The organism is Bradyrhizobium sp. NC92 (genome assembly GCF_025200865.1).
Classification (GTDB): domain Bacteria; phylum Pseudomonadota; class Alphaproteobacteria; order Rhizobiales; family Xanthobacteraceae; genus Bradyrhizobium.
The window spans coordinates 4886949-4904279 of record NZ_CP104171.1; the positions used below are offsets into that span (position 1 = coordinate 4886949).

The following is a 17331-nucleotide window of genomic DNA, read 5'->3' on the forward strand; positions in this document are numbered from 1 at the left end:
CGAGCGAGCGGGTCATTCATAAAAGCTGCGGTTATCGACCGAAACGACGACGGTGTCCTTGATGATCTCGCTTGCCGACCGGACCTTTGATTTCATGCGCGCGGAGTACGGATAGGAATCCGAGATCACGGCGCCCATGTCATTGCGCAGGTCTGAGCCGGAGCCGTATTGAAGTTCGACATAGACGGTTCCGTTCGCAACGATATTGATGAATTCCTCGTCCACGTTGAGTACGCGAACTTCTGAAACATAATGGTCATCAACCGTTGTGTGCGTCGACAGCTCGTCAAGTTCTTGGAGAGTCTCTGTCAAGAACGTATCGAAGACGGCATCGTGAATTTCGTCGGCTAGCTGTTTGTGAACTTCCTCCTGGCACTCACGCGTGGCCGCGAAAACGTCAAGAAGGCCACTCAATGCTTCATCGACGAGCCTGCGGATTTCCTTGTCATCCGTCAGGATGGTTTCTTCGCGTACATGGGTGGCTCTATTCAACCTATCGATAGCCTTGATCAGGGGACGGCAAACCGCTTTATGGTCGAGCTTGAGGGTGTTGGTCACGAAGTCGATTGGTAGACCGCCCTGCACAATGTAGATCGCTCGCTGCTGCCGCGTCGGGCCGTTGGTTTTCGGTTCTTGCTCGTACCAGCAGCACTTGGACACACGCGAGTCCGGCGCGAGCGCGTGCAGAACGTGCCCGGCAACTTCGCGGATCGCCGCCGCGCAGAGATTGCCACGGATCGGGTTCTTGCTTTCGCCAACCTGAAATGCGCCCGCAAGTACGGTAGCCGCGAAGTCGTCTTGAGGGATTTCGCGCAGGAAAGCGTCGCCGCGCTGGCGTAATTCTGGCCAGGAGGGCAGCGCTTGATTTTTGGCGCCATCGTCCATTTGTGGCTTAGGCAAGCATTGTCCTCGGTTTTGAGCTGCTCTCGCGCCAACAGCATGCGAGAGCAGAAGGAAGCCAGGGGAAAGTCTCTTGCGACATAGTCATAGTGCCAACGCCGTCAAGTCGTAATCGTTCGTCGCGAGGAAACTGTAGGCAAACGAGTGTCGCAGACATTCCCAGCCATTCCGGGCCGTCGCGAATAGCTTCCCGATCACCCGTAGAAGATTGAGCGTGCACCTCCGGTGGTCGTCTGATTGAATTGTGAATCGTCGGCGATGCTGATGATTTCATCAGCCAACAGGTCGCCTGGACTTCCCGTGCGAGCGCGAACTGGTCTACGAACTGCGCGTTGGAATTATCGAGCTTGCCGGCTGCCTTGTACGCCTCACCTTCCAGCAGCCACTTCATGATGCCCAACTTGCTCGGCAGACCCTTCATCGCTTCGATGTCGCGAAGGCTGTGGCCTTCGGCAATCAGGCCGCACACCCGAGAAGCAACCTTGTCGCTAAACGGTTACCGGGGCCTTCTCTTTCGCCACGCCGCATTATGCGCACAGCAAGATTCCAGTTGGCAAGCGGCGCCTCACTCAGGCTCGCGGCCGCCGTAGTGCAAGATCTGCTGCCAATGATCGGGCACTTGCAGATTTTTGAGATATCCGACAGGAAACAGATTCCAATCGATGTTGTTGCCGAACCGTGTTCCGGGGTTCGAGAATTCTGCGTGCCCATGTTGATGCAAAAGCTGATCGCCCCTGCGCTCGAAGGGCTGCACATAGAAAACCACGGAAACGATGCGTTTCGTTCGACGGAAGAACTTATGTGTTAGATCGCGCAGTTCCGCGAAGTTCTCCTTCGCCCATGCCGCCGGGTGCTTGACGAACACGATGCCAGGCTTGTCCTTTGGCAGTTGCTTGCGGGCGGTTTCCAAAGAGTGCTCTATCGTTCTGGCGTTGAATTCGCCCTCGACCTTGCACTTCGCGTCCGCGCAGGCGGTGACCCCGTTCGGATAGGTTATCTCGACATCGTAGTCGGAGCCCTTTTTCGAGATCGGCACCACGTACCGGAACGTCACCGAATGAAGATATAGGAAGCGCCCGAGGTCCAGCTCAGCCAGGGTCGCTTCGATATCGCCCGCCTTGAGGCGCTCGACGCATTCGTCGAAGCCGGGAACGTTCTGCAGGTTGAAGAGGACCTCAGCCAGATCACCAAGCCGCAGCTGCCTCGCGGCTTCAATCTCTCCACCGGAGCTGGTCAGCGTCAGCATGTTGGGGAATTTGGCTTCCTGCGAGACGTAGTGGTGCATCCACTTTTCCCCGAGCATGTGCATGATTACCCCGAGGCCCAGATACACGGAGGCCTGCTGCAGGTTCACGTCCTTGTCCTGCATTTGCAGGTAGAGCTGGTCGAGCTGCGCCTTCGATATCCTCGGGATGGCCATCACACGCTTCTCGGTTGAATAGCTTCAGAGCCTTAGCTTGTGGTGACAGCTTTTTGCAATTGCGCCATCATTCCCGCACCCATAAGGCGGATATCAATCAACGAGAAGATCGACCTGATGGCACTCTTTATTGCTGTTGCTGCGCTGGTCCTCGGTGCGGCCAACGTTGGCTTCCAGCAAGGCCAGGCGAGTCCCGAAGCCAAGAGCTTCTTCAGCTCCAGCTCCCATATCGTCCAGGACGTGGACTAGGTCCCGAATCCGACGGGCCTCCCGGCATGGGGCCCTTTTGTTTGAGGGTGGGTCGAGATTTTCCTGACAGCCCGGCTTGCAAAGCATCCTCCACAGCGATTCCATTTCTTACCCCGACTCAAGGGCTCAGGGTGGCACGCCCTTGAAGAGGTATCCAGAAACCGCAAAAATTCCTCCCTTGATATCAAGGAAACACAGAAAGCCCGGAACATTGTAAAAAAGCGCCAATACTGGCATCATAGATGAAAGAATACTGGCTCGTCCTCCGGTTTTTGCATAGAAAAAACGGCATGATCAAGACGAGGCGCCATGACCAACACCGAGCCCATCGCGGAGCCGCGACCTCTGAGCCGCGTGCGGGAGAAGTGGGGATTCGTGACCGATCCCGGCTTCCTGACGTTGCCGTACGTGCTGCTTCTCCATCAGTCGGACCTCAAGATCTCAAGCGAGCACCTGAACGTCCTGCTGAACTTCATCGCCCACTGGCACGCGAGGGGGCGGATGTCTCGACCTCGCACCGCCACGATCGCTAGGCGCATGGGAATCAGCACCCGCACCGTTCAGCGCGCCGTCGCCTGGCTTCTCCAGAACGAATTTATGGCCAAGGTGCCGCGCGTCAGCCGCGACGACCTGCAGGAATACGACCTGTCACCGCTGGTGGAGAAACTGAGGCCCTACGCGTGGGCGCGCATCCAGTACATCCAGGAGAAGGACTTCGAGCGCGTGCTCGACGACAACATCGAAGTTGTGGCCAACGACCGCAGGCGCTCGGCGCAGGAGATGTTCGGCGACGTGCCGCGCAGGCTATCCGAAAATCAGACCTTGCCAGCCAGACGGACCGAGGACGAACTGTAGGAGTCAGCGTGCCCCCATGAGTGACGAGCTACCCGTACCGAAGAAGCCGGCCAAGCCTCCGCCGGGCGAGTGCGAACTCAGCCAAGTCATGTCGCACGCGCGGGATTTGTCCGAGTCCCTTGGCCCGCGGCTGGCCGCGCTCGTCTTGATGTTCGGCCTCGCCAAGACCCGGTATGGTTCTTTCGGCATCGCCGCGGTCGTCACCGCGGTCGGAGGCGTCGTCATCACGTATCTGAAGCAATGACCATTCTGAAGCTCTATCGAATTGACCAGCGGACGTTTGCGGCCGGTGACGCGATGCCTCCCCCTGGAGACCACATGGAGGATCTGGAGCCACCACAGCAGACCGCCGAGCGCATCTTGCGCAGCGCTGCCGGCGTTCGCGAGCGAGTCCGCGCCGACCTGATCTTCACCTTCGACAGCTTAGACTGGACCAAGCGATACTTCATGGGGAAGTCCGGCCGCACCGTCTACGAGCTGGAGGTCGACGAGAAGGATGTCGTGCACAGCGCCGACATGATGTATTTCAACAAGATCGCCGACATCAACGCCGACACGCCAGAGGCGCGTGCTTACGCTGCGCTCTATTGGCAAGGTGATCGTGGCGATGGCAAGCGAGTGGAGCATCTTTGCGCCGCTGCTCGCGTAAAGGAGGTTCTGTTCACCACCAGTGACATACCGGCGCTCAAGAAAGAGCTTTACGACATCAACCCGCCCGATCATGGCGACGAGGAATTCTACGAGAACCTGTTTAAGCCACCTAAAGAGTAGAGGCATTCGCCCCTGTGCCGGGCTGTCGATCAGGACCGTTTTGACCTGTGTTCTCAGCCGAAAAGTCTTTCTGCTGGTGTAGATAAATTAGCTTGCTTTGCTATCTAGATTTGCTACATGAGCGGATGTAGCGATTTCGAGGGAGAGCCGCAATGGCAAAGCGAACGATTGAAGTTGATACCGACGTCTATGCCGCGATCTGGGCCGACCGGAAGCCGGGGGAAGACAACGAGGACCAGATCCTTGCCCGCAAATTCGGTGTGAGCCGTCAGCCTGCTGCGTCTGGGAGTATCAAGCCTTACAGCCGCGTCGGATGGACAGACCCGCGCCACGGCGTCGAGCTGATGGAAGGCCAGCAGATCTTTCGGACCTACAAGGGCAAGGAATATCGGGCGACCGCCTCAGACGGCTACCTGATCCGCGCCGATAACGGTGTGAAGTGCAACTCGTTGAACCAGCTCAGCCGCACTGTTCACAGCAATGTCGAGAATGCCTGGAACAATTGGTACGTCGCCCTGCCCGACGGGCAGCGCCGGCTCATTACCGAGATGCGTAAATGAGAAAGGCGCCCACAGGCGCCCTTAACCAAGTTAAACGCACCATCAGTATTTCGCCTGAAAGCGATTTCGAGATTCACCGGCTGGCGAAAGTATTGGGGCGTATCCGTCACCAAGGCCCGTGAACGCTGCTACCACTTCGCCGCCGCGCACTACGCCACGATCGCTCCCGCGGATCTGCCGATGAAGCTCGCGGCCGATATCCGCCAGGCTGACGCTAGGGGTGAGGTGCTGCGGGCAGAGCTTCATCCATCAGCGTGACTTTTCCCTTCGGCAGCGAGTCATATGGCCCGTGCTGCTTCAGGAAGTCACGCCAGAACCGGATGACGACCTCCAGCAACAGCGACACCGGCAGGAGCTTGGGATCGGTGTCGCTGACCTCAATCGCGAGATATGACATGCCGTAAGGGCCCTGCCCGAACCCGCCCATGCCGAAGCCCCCGATCTTGTGGGTACCCTCGGCTGCTTTCCGGATGAAATGCTTGCTGCCGTTGGAGAGCCCCTGGACGACGCCGTACCAGACCGTCTGGGTGTCGATCCAGCGGCGGAAGTCGTGGATATCCTTGACCTCGAGCTTGGCCTTCAAGGCATCATCGTCCTTGCTGAAGTCGCCCCACACCCAATCCGCAAGGTGATGCGCCGTGATGGCGCAGTTCATGGCGTGCCGAGCGGAGTCTTGGTGCTCCATATAATCATCGAAGTCCTCCAGCAGCTTCTGGTAGAAGTCTCTGGAATTGTTGATATCGAACATGTCCGACTCACCAAAACAGCTGCCGAAACATCACTATATACCGGTATTCTATCTCAAGGAGTGGGCTTCCCCGATCGATGGGCGCGTGACCGCCTTTCGGCGACCATTTGGCGATCAAGTCAGCGCCGACCGCAAGTCCCCAAAGCACACCGGTTACGACCGGGGTCTCTACTGGCTAGACTCCGCTCCTGACAGGGAATCCGCGAATCTGATCGAGACCCTTGTCATGGGTCCGGTCGACCACAATGCCGCGATCGCGCACCAGTTCATCATGCGTGACGACATCAAAGGCATCCCGGCTGCCATCCGCGAAGCCTGGTCGAGATTCCTAGTAGGGCTTCTGCTGCGCTCGCCAGCTAACATCAACGATGTCTACGAGCGGATGATGAATCCCTCACCGAAGGAACGGGATGAAATCCGCGAGATTACCGAGGGCGCCCTACTGCCGGAGGACTTCTCCGCAGAAGCGACAAAGCGCATGGCGCTCAGGGTCATCGTGGATATGATTCGAGGCACGGGGGTCGAGGAAGTCATCAACAAGATGCGGTGGTCTATCTACAATCTTGCCTCTTCCAAGCTGGAATTCTTAACTTCCGATCGCCCCGTCATCATGGCAAACGGCATTGGGCGCTTAGGCGGCCATCTGGCCACCCCGCTTAGTCCCAGGAAGCTGTTTCTCGCGTTCGCCGACGAGGCCACCCAGCGAGATTTTAAGAGACGCACTGCCGAGGATATCGTGAACACGGTCAATAACCGCGTGGTGCGTCGCGCAATCCAACTCGCGTGGAGCACCAGTGCCAAGCCTCTGCGGTATATGCAGAAGAATCTATCGGCCGAGGCCGCTGACGATCAGAATTTTTATGCTGGTCTAGAATAGGCTGTTATCTAAGGCGTAAGCGCCTGCCCATCCGGCGTCGGCTTCATCCTTCCCTAGGTCTTTATCCCAGCGCGCCTTTGCAGCGGCCTGCATGTCCGGCTTCTTGGCGTTGCCTTTGCCGGTGGCGTGCATCTTGAGCTTCACGAGGTTCACCAACGTCACGGACAGGCCCGCCTCTACCGCCGCCAAAGCAGCTGCTCCCATCATCGTGTAGAGGACTTGCAAGCTTTTTGCGTTGCGACCGAAGGGCTGTTCGATGCTCACGCCGAGGCAGTCCGCGGTAGGGTGGCGACGGATGATGCCGGCTACGTCCAATAGGCGGGCCTGCATTTCACTTTCGAACTTGTGCTGGGCCGGTTCAATACTTCCGTCGAGAAACACCCTGCAAACGCCGCAGGACGTGCCGGGCCTAGTCCGAGGATGTACGGGCGGCCTATTCGCCCGGCTTCTCGCTGGGTTTACCGACGACGGACAGTGGAAGCTTCGCTTGGCTTTGCTCGAGAGACCTGCCACGTCTCCGACTTCCTTCAGTAAGCTGAGCGGAACGCGAACAGGAACCGCAGGCTCGCTGAACAGGCTAGGTCTCCGGACCCGGCGCCGCTTCAAACCTTGAATTGTTTGCATGAGCCGATGCTGAGCCGAACGGTACGACACGTCAATCGTCGTCGTGCAAGAGCCGACCTTCCTCCTGGAAAGTTTTGTCAGTCCGATAATAGCTCTCGAAGAACTCGTCACCATTGCCGGCGAAGAAGCCGTACAGCCCATATTCGTTTAAGTCCTTGAAATAGAAGCCCACGCGACTCTCGGCAAAATGGTCGACATGGTATGCCGCGAGGTGCGCGGTCTCGAACAGCAGTTGCCCGTTCTTGGCTTTCCAGAAATCCTGCTCTCGCTCGCGCCAATGGTATTCGCGCATCCCTTCCTTGATGCGTTGATAGAGCTTGTTATCTTTCGCCAGCCGTTCGTTGGCGACTTGTGCCTTCTCGGCGTTCTTCGACTGACGCCACAGCAGAAACCCGCCCCCGATCGCCAGCAGCAGCAAGAGAGACCAATCCATCGTCGTCAATCCTTGGCGATGTCGCTGTCCCAGACTCTGATGCCGTAATGGTCGAGCAGCTTGTTGAGCTTAAATCCGATTGTGTGCAGCAGGTAAATGATGAAGGTCGAGAAAACCGCGATCATCATCGCGGGCAGGTTCTTTTCGTAAGACGCCACGGCGAACGCCGCTGCGCCGAAAATGAAGATCAGTATTCTGGTGCTCATTGCCCGCCCCTCCCGGAGTTGCACCACAGGACCAAATTCTATCAAGGTTGTCGATTGGGCAGGCGCTCAATACGGCGGGCGCTTCAACAGCTCCGGCAGCCGGGAGATCGCTTTCGCAATCTGCCTCGCCTCTTCCCTCGAAAGGAAGTTGTTGGCGTACTGTTAATTGGTCCGGTGCAGATCCTCACGGTGGGAGATGCCGCAGATGAAGAAGCCGCTGGCGTCCTTCACATGGAAGCCGTGCTCGTCCTCTCCCATGACCCACGGCGCCGGGAATCGCCGGAGGTTGTCCATCGCCAGGCTGCATCAATGAACGGCAGCCGAGCCGGGCGGTACCAGCCTTCGCTTCACGGGACGGCTGGGACGGCGAACGGCTGCTGGCCACCGCGGGATGAAGAAGCTTTTGACCAAGATCGGCTCGTGGTCGCTCAGGACGGTCCGCTCCCGCACCAACCGGCTCATTGCGCCCCGCTCAAAAAATTAACAAACGTTCTCAAGGAGTTCTCCAAAATGCGTTATCTCCACAAAATGCTGCGCGTTTGGCTCGCGCCAATTGGCAGTTGACCTCGCTAGACCTGCTGGGCCGTAATTAACGCTCCTGAAATAGAGCTACAGGATCGGTATCGAGCGCTTTTGCAATTTGTTCTAGCGCATCAACGGTCGGCGCATTCTCCTCGCGCTCAATCATTCCGATGTAGTTGCGATTCAGCCCGGCGCGATCAGCCAACTCTTCCTGAGTAAGACCGCCCTTGCGTCGTAGACGCCGAAGATTTTGGGCTACCACCCGCCGCAACTTCATGCGGCAAGACGGCCTCAAACGTCAGTTGATCTCCACCTAGTATATTAGGTATTATTCGTACTCGCGCGGAAGTTTTTGGATGACCAATGTGCTAAGTCCGTCGGCTAAACCGTTCGTCGAACAGGTCGCCATGACTGAGGGGCGGCTTCTCCGCATTGGATATCGGGCTGACGGGATGGACTTCATCCTGGCAAGTGTTGAACTTCCGATTGAAGTACTTGAGCAGGAAATCGCAGGCGGCCTCGAACTGGTCACAACGATGCGTCCTTCCGGTGAAATAGTGTCTCAAATCTTCGGGTCATCCGGATTAGCTTTGGAGGGGCCTCATTCGAGCGTCCCAATCGATCGTCTGGTTTTACAAACCGTCGACAGCAATAGCCTTCGTCTAGAGGAACTGCCGACAAGTGAACTGAGTGGGCTCTTAAGATCGCTGGAGGCATCCATCGAACATGTAAGGACGGCACTTGCTGAAAGGACATAGCTCTCTATCAGTAGCGGCCCCGTCAATCACTCGAAGACTATATTGTACCGTTGACCTTCTTCTTCACCTTCTTGAAGGCTACGTCGCCCTCGAGAAATGCCTCAAGCATAAACGGTATCAGCTCAGCCACTTCTTCCTTGTTGCCGTAAGTCTCTGCATAGAAAACGGCGTACTCGCGCAGCCGTTGCGCCAGGCTCGGCGCAAGCACAATGGTCGTTTTGACCCGGGTCCGATCAGGCAGCTTCGCAAGCTTCATCCCTCACCTGCCTTTCGCCGCGGTCTGAGCGTCTTGGTACGGCTTCAGCACCAGATCCTTCGAAACAATCACCCGCAGCGGCCAACCCGGCCGCACAGTGATCGTCGGCTGCACGTCGAGCTCGCGCTCCACCAGGCGCTGGCCCGCGCGATTGGTGGTTTGCTGCGTGCTTTCCCGCAGCGCCTTCACGAGATCGCTCTCGTCATTGCCGATCGATAGCTGAGTCCCCACCCCGATCAGGGTGGCCAGGGCCACGCCCTTGAGCAACTGCCAGGTATGGAAGTCCACCTGGTCCTCGAGCCCGGCGTAGCCCGCAACGTCAGTGGCCGGAAGGTTCTCGATCACGATCGAATTGCCGTTCGGCAGGATGAGCCGTGTCCAGACGACCAGCGCCCGCTTCTGGCCAAAGGCGACGACGCTATCGTACTTGCCCACGATCCTTGTCCCTTGCGGGATCAATAGATGTTCGCCGGTTACCGTGTCGTAGACGTTCTCGGTGACCTGGCCGATGGTGGTCCCGGGCAAGTCCGAATTCAGCCCCGTGACGAGGCTCGCCGGGATGATCGACCCGGCCATCACGGCATAAGTGGATGGCGCCGGTTTGAGCGCGTGGGGATTGGTGGTTTCCGTGTCAGCTTTCGCTCCCACAAAGGCCAGCTTTCGCGCCTGCGACGACGGAATGATTTCGCTGGAGCGATCGATCAACGCCTGCGCCGTCTTTGCAAGTTCCGCAGCAGATGGACCTGTATCTGGCGTTGGAGGCCGGAATTCAGATGGAGAAGCGGCCGCCGGCGCCTCCGTCGTACTTGCCTGCTTGCGCTTGTCCTGCTTCTCCGACAGGCGGACGAACAAGCCCGACTCCTTTGCCTGCTGAGCGACTCGCGTCTGCCGGATCCGCTCAGCCCGTTCGGCGTCTTCCTCCGGATTGGTTCGGAAGCCAGAATCCGGAGCGACGCCAGCCTTCTTCTCATTTTCGGCGAAGGCCCGGCCAATGTCTCCAGGCGATGGCGGCCCGAGCCGCGGCGTCGACGGCGGCAACTCCTCGTAGGACTTCGGCAGCTTGCTCAGGCCCTCGGCCGTCTGCTTGCGGTCGGTATTGTACAGCTCCGTTCGCTCAGACTGCTTGAAGGAGTTCGGCTTGAGCGCAATAAGTATCGCTCCGGCCACGAACAGCGCCGCGACCGCGCAGCCGATCATAAGAGCGCGCTTGTTGAGGCGCCGAACGGCTCGCGGCCGCGCCCTCAGCTCCAGCGGCTCGGGACCCGGATCCAAGCTCGTCATGAAGCGCTCCCGGTACCGAAGATCTGAGACACCGGCCGCGCATCGATGCGGATGATTCGGACGATGCGCTGCGGATCTTCGCCAAGGCGAAGCTCAGCGGCGCCGAACATCCGATCGACGATGTAGTAGGAACCGCGGACCCGGTAGTTGACGAGGTTTGGCCGGCCATCGGCTCCGGCGACGAACAAAGGCGGCGCTTCGCCTTGCGACAGGCCGGACGGCATCTGGATATAGACCTTGCGGCCGTCGTCAAAGGCGCGCACCGGCCGCCACGGAGGATCGTCGCCTTCAATGCGGTAACGGAAGTTCAAGCTGTCGAGCCGCACTCCGCGATCTGCAATCCGCTCCTCGCTTTCCTGAGCCGTGGCGTTCTGCTTGTGAAGAGCGACGAGCGTATCAGTCGGATACGTCCATGAGATGGACGCCATGTAGGTCTGCTTGGTCGAGACGAGCTCGAGGTGATAGGCGCGCCGGTCCGTCAGCACCACGAGGTTGGTCTGAATGTCCGGAAGCGTCGGCTTGACCAGGATATGCACCCGCCGCGAGCTCCCCTGCCCGCTCGATGTATCGCCGACGACCCAGCGAACCGTATCGCCCGTCGAAACGTCAATCAGTTCCTCGCCCGGCTGCAGCGCGATGGTCGAGACTTTCTCCGGGCTTGCATAAAGCCGGTAGAGGGCTCCTTCTGTCCAGGGATAAACTTGGATGGCGTTGATATACCCGGCGCGTGTGGGCTCCATCCGCGCGGCCTTGTTCGCTTTCGCGATCGCCTGCTCCGGCGGCAGTTTCTCTTCCTTGGCGGCCTTCGTCGGAAACGGCTTCAGCTGGCCAGGCAACGGCAGGACCTTGGGTGTTTCGACGACTTGCACCGGCGCCGGCGGATCGCTCTCTGGAAGGGCCTTCTCAAATGTCATCTCGTCATAGGGCGCTTCGAGATTGAGCTTGGTGGCGCATCCAGCGAGCCCAAGCGACAAGGCAAGGACGCTGGTCGACGCGAGCTTGGTGAGGGCTTTGGAATTCATTTGGCGTCTCCGATGAGGTCGCGCGACCAGTTGAGGGAATGGACGTAGAGCCCGAGGGGGTTCTTCCGCAGCGTTTCGGCATCCGCGGGCGGCTTGAGAACGGTGGTGACGAGACCTGTGAAGCGCTCGGTCTTCGCGATCGCGCCATTCTCGTAGGTGTTCTCTTTCCAGCGGATCTCGAAGCTGTCGCCGGAGGCGCGCACCACGGATGTGACCTCAGTGGTCACGGTCCTGGAGCCGATCTTCGTGAACGGATCGGCTTCCCGCGCGTAGTCGTTCAAGGCTTGCGCGCCGCGGTCGGTGACGAAGTCATAGGCGCGCAGCCAGTTCGCCCGGACGATGACCGGATCGATCGACAGCGAGCGGACGTTCTCGAAGAACCGCGCAAGGAAATGCGCGATCTGTGCGTCTGACGGCTGGTAGCTCTCGAGCGCCGGCCCGACTGCTCGGACCTCACCGAGCCGATCGACCTCGACCACGTAGGGAACGACACCGGAGCGAGCGATCTGGGCGAAGATTGTCAATCCGAGGACGCTGGACAGGCCGATGGCTGCCAGCGCTGCAAGCCGCCAGTTGCTCGCCTGCACACGGGCGGATCCGAGCCGCTCGTCCCAGACCTGGGCTGCCTTCTGATAGGGCGTGACCGGCTGTGGTGTCTCGCCATAGCGGACGGACACACGCTGAAAGGGGTGACCAGCCATATCCTACTCCTCCCCCAGTTTCGGGCCCGACGAATGCCCACCTTTGTCGCCCTCTTTCAGGGTGTGAGCCGCGACTTGGGCCGCTTCCCTCGCGTGTCCGCGACCTGACGACCCCGCCGGACGCCCGGCGCCTGACGCAGTTGCTCCGTTCGTTGCGCCGCCAGTACCCGCGCTCGAGAGCTGATCCACGGTTGCGGCCCGGGCTGATGTGCCGGCAGCCGAAGACGCCCCAGTGAGCGATGCTGCGGAGCGAACCGCGGTCATTGAGCCGCCCGCCGCAAGGCGTAAGCCTCCGGCGGCTGCCGCTCCGCCGCCGATCACGACAGCCGCAGCGCCCGCCACCGTTCCGGCGGCAGCTCCAGCGCCGAGCTGGGGCGCACCTGAGACCAATCCGGCTGCGATTCCCGGGCCGAAAATGCCAAGGCCAAACAGCGAAAGGGCCGCCAGCAACAAGCTCATCGCCGAGACGATGTCGACCGGCCGAGTTAATGTGCTCGCGAGCTGACCGAAGATGGTCGAACCGATGCCGATGATGATCGCGAGAACCATTACCTTCACCCCCGAGGCGACCACGTTGCCAAGGGTTTTTTCCGCGAGAAACGCAGTCTTTCCCCACAGGGCGAACGGCACGAGGATGAAGCTTGCAAGCGTTGTGAGCTTGAACTCGATCAGCGTGACGAAGAGCTGCACCGAGAGGATGAAGAACGCGAGCACGATCAGGATCCAGCAGAACAGCAGGATCAGGATCGTCGGCAGGTTGGTCAGGACATCAAACCCTGAGAATTGCCCGGTCTCCTCAAGAAGCGGATGGGCGGCCGTGAACCCGGCGGAAGCGACAAAGCCTGGCCGCGCCAGGTCGGCCGCGCTCAAGCTCCCGCCTGACGCCTTCAGTCCGATGCTGGAGAACGACGCAAAGACAATATCGGCGAGGCCCTTGAAGTTGCCGATAATGAACGCGAAAGCGCCGACATAAAGCACCTTCTTGGCAAGCGTGACCATGATGTGATCGTCCGCCCGCATGCTCCAGGCAAGCCCCGCCAGCGTCAGGTCGATGCCGATCAACGTTGAGCTCAAGAATGAGACGTCGCCGGACAGTAGGCCAAATCCGGAGTCGATGTAGCGCGAGAAGGTGTCGGTGAACCGGTCGATGACGGAGAGATCAGCCATAGCGCCCTCACCTACTTGCCGGCGGTGTAGGCATGGCCATCGCCGATGAAGCGATTGAATCGCTCCTTCGCGGCAGCCGACGATGCCTGCTGTTCGGCTGCACGCAACGTGTCCGCGCGCGCCTGCGTTGCCATGAGAGCCTGGGCCTGCAGCGACTGCTTGATCTGCAGCGCGAGCAATTCATTGCCAGACTGTTGAGCCTGCAGCGAGCCGACCGCAGCGGACGAATTCGCCATCAGCGTTCGAAGCGTCTGGCCGTCCTGATCCAAGGAGCCGACGATGGCGGACTGAAGCGTGAGCGACTGCTTCAGTCCATCGTAGCTATTGTCCCAGCGCGAGGTCGCATCTTGCACCATCTTGTCGGACGAAACAGCTGCCGCGTATTGGCGAGGATACAGCCGCTCGAAATCATGTTTAGTTTTCTGAACATCGAACGAAATGTTCTTGGCCTGACCAATCAGGGTGTTCATCTGATTGATTGTCGACGTGAGTTGGCCGACGACGCTCGTCGGCAGGGCGGCAAGATTTTTTGCCTGATTGCGCAGCGATTGCGCCTGGTTCTCGAGGCTCCTGATCTGATTGTTGATCTGATCAAGCGCTCGCGCGGCAGTCAGGAGATTCTGGCTGTAATTGCTAGGATCGAATACGATATCAAACGCGCCAAGCCGTTGCGAACCATTCACGGCGATGGCGATCGATAGTATTGTTGTTATGATAACTCTTGAAGCTGTACCCAAGAACATGCGGCCGACACTTTCGAGCATGGAAGACTCCAGGAATTGAGATTGGGGTCAGGCCTTCTGGGCCTGTTCGAAGGTGCTGATCAGGTTCGCTGCCCAGTGCAGGTCTCGTTCGGCGAGATAGCGCTTGGCGAAGTGATGGGGGCCGGAGCGGGACAGGACGGCATCGACGGTCCGTTGATCCTCGGGCGAGGACGCCGCGACCAACGCGAGCGCCACCGGACCGAGGCCGAGCTCAAACAAGCGGTTTCCGGCGCGAGACTGCAAATAGTAGTCGCGCTTCGGGAAGGCCTCCGCGATCAGGCGAATTTGCGTGTCGTTCAGGCCGAACCGGCGATAGGTCTCGGTCTGGGTCGGCTCCAGCGCTCTGGGGTTCGGAAGGAAGATCCGGCTTGGACAGGATTCGATGATCGCAGGGGCAATCTTGCTGTCGGCGATATCGGCCAGCGACTGGGTCGCAAAGATCACCGAAACGTTCTTCTTGCGGAGTGTCTTCAGCCATTCGCGGATCCGGCTCGCAAACAGCGGATCGTCCAGGAAGACCCAGGCCTCATCAAGCACCAGCAGCGTGGGCCGGCCGTCGAAGCGGTCCTCAAGGCTGTGGAAGAGATAGGTCAGGACCGGAGCGACCAGCCCCGGCAAAGCCATGAGTTCTTCCATCTCGAAGGTGACCACGTCGGCACCGGAAAGACGGTCGGCGTCCGCGTCCAGGAAGCGGCCATAGGGTCCTTCCAGTGTGTAGGGTTGCAGCGCCTGCCGCAGCGCGTCGCGGGCAAGCAGCGCCACAAGGCCGGTCATCGTCCGCTGCGAGACCGGCGCAGACCCGAGACTCCTCAGCGCCGACCAGAGCGTCTCCTTGACGTCGGGGGTCACTGTCACGCGCTCATGAGCGAGCACGCCACAGAGCCAGTCGAGCGCCCAAACTCTCGGCCCCTCTTCTGCGACATCCTTGAGCGGCTGAAAGGCAATGCCGCCCTTGGCGCCTAGCTCGTACCAGGAGCCGGACAATGCGAGCGTGGTGACCCGTGCTGATCGGCCCTTGTCGAACGTGATCAACTGCGCATTCGGATATCGACGGAATTGCAGTGCGAGCATCGAAAGCAGGACGGACTTGCCCGCTCCCGTAGGACCGACAATGATGGTGTGCCCGACGTCGCCGGCGTGAAGCGACAACCGGAACGGGGTCGCCCCCTTGGTCTTGGCGATCAGAAGCGGCGGGCCATCGAGGTGCTCACACCGTTCGGGTCCGGCCCATACCGCCGACAATGGGCACATATGGGCGAGGTTCAAGGTGTGGACGATCGGCTGGCGGATGTTGGCATAGGCTTGGCCCGGAAGACTGCCGAGCCAGGCTTCCACGGCGTTGACGCTCTCGCGGATGGCCGTGAAGCCCCGGCTATTGATGACCCGCTCGACCGCACGGATCTTCTCATCAGCCTGATGGGAGTCCTCATCGCTTACGGTAACGGTCGTGGTGATATAGCCGAAGGCAACCAGATCGTCGCCGAGCTCCGAGAGCGCCGCGTCGGCATCAAGTGCCTTGTTGCTGGCGTCAGTGTCGAGCAGCGCCGCCTGCTCGTTGAACATGACCTCCTTGAGGATCGCTCCGAGCGACTTCCGCTTGGCAAACCACTGCCGCCGGTAGCGCGACAGAGTTGCGTTTGCCTGCGTACGGTCGAGCGGAATAAACCGGGTTGCCCAGCGATAGGCAACGCCGAGCCGATTTAGTTCATCGAGCAAGCCTGGAAATGTGACGTTCGGAAACCCAAGCACGGTCAACGCGCGCAGATGGCTCCGCCCGATCGCCGGCGACAATCCCCCGGTTAAGGGCTCATCGCTTAGGAAACAATCGAGATAGGCCGGGATCTTGGGAACGCTGACCGGATGGCGCTTCGTCGAGATGCAGCTATGAAGATAGGTAAGCGCCTCCGCATCGCTGAGAGGCCAGATCTCAGGTAAGACCGACGAGAGCAGATCGATCGCGCGATCGGTTTCCTGGATGAATCTTTGGAGGTGATCGCGATAGCCTTTCTGGTCGCTGTCAAATCTTCGTTGGCCGTCGGTCTCCCCGTCGTCAATTTCACCGCGCTCATGAGGTTTGGGTGTTTGGCCACCACGAGCGCGTTGTCCGCCAGCCGCGCAACTCCTCGCCTTGGGACGCTCCAGAAACAAGCCTTCGAGGCGCGAGACCGTTTCGGCCGGCGGCAAGTACATCAGGGTCAGATGCAGCACACTTTCGAAGTGCTGCCCGCCGGGGCGTGACGGATCCTCCCACGCCACCCCGGCCGGCCCTTCGAAACCGGCCCGTCGCTCCTCATCCACCAGCCACGACACCGGATCGGGAAATTCCGACCGCGGATATTCGCCAGTTGGGATGCGCGTGGCATCGAAGAAGAGCGCCCAGCCCGAGCCAAAGCGCTTCAGAACGTTGTTGACGCGAGATACCACGCTCATCAGCTCGGCCTCGGTCGCACTGTCGAGGTCCGGCCCGCGGTAGCGCATCGTCCGTTGGAAGCTGCCGTCCTTGTTGAGGATGACGCCCGGGGCGACGAGGCATGCCCAAGGCAGCCAATCAGCCAGCCGATAGGCGTTGCCGCGGAATTCTCTCAAGTTCAGCATGCGAGCCGTCCCTTGTGCTTGGTGTGACGGATGGCGACCTCGACGAAGGCCGGATCGCGTTTGGCAAGCCACACGGCCGCGCTGTGGCCGATGACCCAGAGGATGAGGCCTGCGAACCAAAGGCGCAGGCCGAGCGCCAGCACCGCCGAGAGGGTCCCGATCAGGATGGCGGCGGCACGCGGGGCGCCGCCGATCAGGATGGGTTCAGTCAACGAGCGGTGGAGCACGAGCTCAAAACCATCGGGACGCATCAGATCAGAGCTCCGCCGCCGAACGAGAAGAACGACAGGAAGAACGAGCTCGCAGCGAAGGCGATCGAGAGGCCAAATACGACCTGGACCATCTTGCGGAATCCCCCGGAGGTGTCTCCGAAGGCCAGAGATATGCCGGTCACTGTAATGATGATGACGGCGACGATCTTGGCGACGGGTCCCTGCACGGATTCCAAGACGCGTTCGAGCGGAGCTTCCCATGGCATGCCCGAACCGGCGGCGTGCGCCGCCGTGACACTGAGAAGCACGCAAGCCGACGCTGCACCGAGCGTGGCCAGCGGCAATCCACTAACCGAGCAGAAGCCACGCAGGCGAGAACGCACCTTGAGAGATAGACGAATGGACATTTG

At 59.9% G+C, this 17331-nt stretch carries 25 protein-coding genes; 7 read left to right on the forward strand and 18 right to left on the reverse strand.

What is annotated here, in order from left to right:
- Window positions 1-12: 12 nt before the first annotated feature.
- The 3 genes from N2602_RS22905 to N2602_RS22915 all read right to left on the reverse strand — a co-directional run bounded on the left by N2602_RS22905 (window position 13) and on the right by N2602_RS22915 (window position 2320).
- Window positions 13-885, reverse strand: a complete 873-nt coding sequence (locus N2602_RS22905) for a hypothetical protein (RefSeq protein WP_260379482.1) — start codon at window positions 883-885, stop codon at window positions 13-15.
- 7 nt (window positions 886-892) lie between these two features.
- Window positions 893-1369, reverse strand: coding sequence for a hypothetical protein (locus N2602_RS22910; protein ID WP_260379483.1), 477 nt, complete (start codon window positions 1367-1369; stop codon window positions 893-895).
- A gap of 96 nt (window positions 1370-1465) precedes the next feature.
- Window positions 1466-2320, reverse strand: coding sequence for a hypothetical protein (locus N2602_RS22915; RefSeq protein WP_260379485.1), 855 nt, complete (start codon window positions 2318-2320; stop codon window positions 1466-1468).
- A gap of 117 nt (window positions 2321-2437) precedes the next feature.
- Here N2602_RS22915 and N2602_RS22920 point away from each other — a divergent pair, with 117 nt between their 5' ends.
- From N2602_RS22920 to N2602_RS22940, 5 genes are all read left to right on the forward strand, one after another.
- Entirely contained in the window at window positions 2438-2569 is a 132-nt protein-coding gene (locus N2602_RS22920) for a hypothetical protein (protein WP_260379486.1), read from the forward strand.
- 309 nt (window positions 2570-2878) lie between these two features.
- The gene (locus N2602_RS22925) at window positions 2879-3424 is read left to right on the forward strand and encodes a helix-turn-helix domain-containing protein (protein WP_260379487.1); all 546 of its coding nucleotides are present in this window, start codon (window positions 2879-2881) and stop codon (window positions 3422-3424) included.
- Window positions 3425-3440: 16 nt separating this feature from the next.
- Complete coding sequence (locus N2602_RS22930) at window positions 3441-3668, forward strand: hypothetical protein (protein WP_260379488.1); 228 nt, start codon at window positions 3441-3443, stop codon at window positions 3666-3668.
- Window positions 3665-4195 carry a DUF3841 domain-containing protein gene (locus N2602_RS22935; protein ID WP_260379489.1) on the forward strand — a complete coding sequence of 177 codons (531 nt, stop codon included), beginning with the start codon at window positions 3665-3667 and terminating at the stop codon, window positions 4193-4195. The genes N2602_RS22930 and N2602_RS22935 overlap by 4 nt, the downstream gene beginning before the upstream one ends.
- 152 nt (window positions 4196-4347) lie before the next feature.
- On the forward strand, window positions 4348-4755 hold the full coding sequence (locus tag N2602_RS22940) for a hypothetical protein (RefSeq protein WP_260379490.1): 408 nt from the start codon (window positions 4348-4350) through the stop codon (window positions 4753-4755).
- A 214-nt stretch (window positions 4756-4969) separates the two neighbouring features.
- Here N2602_RS22940 and N2602_RS22945 read toward each other — a convergent pair whose 3' ends face one another.
- Window positions 4970-5503 carry a hypothetical protein gene (locus tag N2602_RS22945; RefSeq protein WP_260379491.1) on the reverse strand — a complete coding sequence of 178 codons (534 nt, stop codon included), beginning with the start codon at window positions 5501-5503 and terminating at the stop codon, window positions 4970-4972.
- Between N2602_RS22945 and N2602_RS22950 the strand changes: the two genes are divergently transcribed.
- A complete protein-coding gene (locus N2602_RS22950; protein WP_260379492.1) occupies window positions 5502-6380 on the forward strand; it encodes a DUF4238 domain-containing protein in 879 nt (292 codons plus the stop codon). The two genes, N2602_RS22945 and N2602_RS22950, sit on opposite strands and share 2 nt — an antisense overlap.
- Here the strand turns inward: N2602_RS22950 and N2602_RS22955 are convergent.
- The 5 genes from N2602_RS22955 to N2602_RS22975 form a co-directional block, all read right to left on the reverse strand.
- Window positions 6372-6761: a crossover junction endodeoxyribonuclease RuvC gene (locus N2602_RS22955; RefSeq protein WP_260379493.1), complete on the reverse strand. Its 390-nt coding sequence runs from the start codon at window positions 6759-6761 to the stop codon at window positions 6372-6374. The two genes, N2602_RS22950 and N2602_RS22955, sit on opposite strands and share 9 nt — an antisense overlap.
- Window positions 6762-7035: 274 nt before the next feature.
- Window positions 7036-7437, reverse strand: a complete 402-nt coding sequence (locus N2602_RS22960; protein WP_260379494.1) for a hypothetical protein — start codon at window positions 7435-7437, stop codon at window positions 7036-7038.
- A gap of 5 nt (window positions 7438-7442) precedes the next feature.
- Window positions 7443-7643 (reverse strand): hypothetical protein, encoded by a 201-nt coding sequence (locus tag N2602_RS22965; RefSeq protein ID WP_260379495.1) that lies wholly within the window; start codon window positions 7641-7643, stop codon window positions 7443-7445.
- A gap of 162 nt (window positions 7644-7805) precedes the next feature.
- Window positions 7806-7937, reverse strand: coding sequence for a hypothetical protein (locus tag N2602_RS22970; RefSeq protein WP_260379496.1), 132 nt, complete (start codon window positions 7935-7937; stop codon window positions 7806-7808).
- A 295-nt stretch (window positions 7938-8232) separates the two neighbouring features.
- Window positions 8233-8442 carry a helix-turn-helix domain-containing protein gene (locus tag N2602_RS22975; protein WP_260379497.1) on the reverse strand — a complete coding sequence of 70 codons (210 nt, stop codon included), beginning with the start codon at window positions 8440-8442 and terminating at the stop codon, window positions 8233-8235.
- Window positions 8443-8521: 79 nt separating this feature from the next.
- Between N2602_RS22975 and N2602_RS22980 the strand changes: the two genes are divergently transcribed.
- Window positions 8522-8923 carry a hypothetical protein gene (locus N2602_RS22980; protein WP_260379498.1) on the forward strand — a complete coding sequence of 134 codons (402 nt, stop codon included), beginning with the start codon at window positions 8522-8524 and terminating at the stop codon, window positions 8921-8923.
- Between the two features lie 37 nt (window positions 8924-8960).
- On the opposite strand, the gene N2602_RS22985 is transcribed toward N2602_RS22980, so the two are convergent.
- The 9 genes from N2602_RS22985 to N2602_RS23025 are packed head-to-tail and all read right to left on the reverse strand — an operon-like array spanning window position 8961 to window position 17328.
- Complete coding sequence (locus tag N2602_RS22985; protein ID WP_260379499.1) at window positions 8961-9179, reverse strand: DUF2274 domain-containing protein; 219 nt, start codon at window positions 9177-9179, stop codon at window positions 8961-8963.
- 3 nt (window positions 9180-9182) lie between these two features.
- Window positions 9183-10460 (reverse strand): TrbI/VirB10 family protein, encoded by a 1278-nt coding sequence (locus N2602_RS22990; RefSeq protein ID WP_260379500.1) that lies wholly within the window; start codon window positions 10458-10460, stop codon window positions 9183-9185.
- Window positions 10457-11482 carry a P-type conjugative transfer protein TrbG gene (gene trbG / locus N2602_RS22995; protein ID WP_260379501.1) on the reverse strand — a complete coding sequence of 342 codons (1026 nt, stop codon included), beginning with the start codon at window positions 11480-11482 and terminating at the stop codon, window positions 10457-10459. Before trbG ends, N2602_RS22990 begins: the two co-directional genes overlap by 4 nt.
- Window positions 11479-12183, reverse strand: a complete 705-nt coding sequence (gene trbF / locus N2602_RS23000) for a conjugal transfer protein TrbF (RefSeq protein ID WP_260379502.1) — start codon at window positions 12181-12183, stop codon at window positions 11479-11481. Before trbF ends, trbG begins: the two co-directional genes overlap by 4 nt.
- Before the next feature lie 3 nt (window positions 12184-12186).
- Complete coding sequence (trbL, locus tag N2602_RS23005; protein WP_260379503.1) at window positions 12187-13350, reverse strand: P-type conjugative transfer protein TrbL; 1164 nt, start codon at window positions 13348-13350, stop codon at window positions 12187-12189.
- A gap of 11 nt (window positions 13351-13361) precedes the next feature.
- Window positions 13362-14114, reverse strand: a complete 753-nt coding sequence (trbJ, locus tag N2602_RS23010) for a P-type conjugative transfer protein TrbJ (protein WP_260379504.1) — start codon at window positions 14112-14114, stop codon at window positions 13362-13364.
- A 27-nt stretch (window positions 14115-14141) separates the two neighbouring features.
- Window positions 14142-16709, reverse strand: a complete 2568-nt coding sequence (gene trbE, locus N2602_RS23015) for a conjugal transfer protein TrbE (protein ID WP_260379505.1) — start codon at window positions 16707-16709, stop codon at window positions 14142-14144.
- Window positions 16703-16960, reverse strand: a complete 258-nt coding sequence (locus tag N2602_RS23020) for a VirB3 family type IV secretion system protein (RefSeq protein WP_027559872.1) — start codon at window positions 16958-16960, stop codon at window positions 16703-16705. The genes trbE and N2602_RS23020 overlap by 7 nt, the downstream gene beginning before the upstream one ends.
- Window positions 16960-17328 (reverse strand): TrbC/VirB2 family protein, encoded by a 369-nt coding sequence (locus N2602_RS23025; protein WP_260379506.1) that lies wholly within the window; start codon window positions 17326-17328, stop codon window positions 16960-16962. Before N2602_RS23025 ends, N2602_RS23020 begins: the two co-directional genes overlap by 1 nt.
- Window positions 17329-17331: the final 3 nt, after the last annotated feature.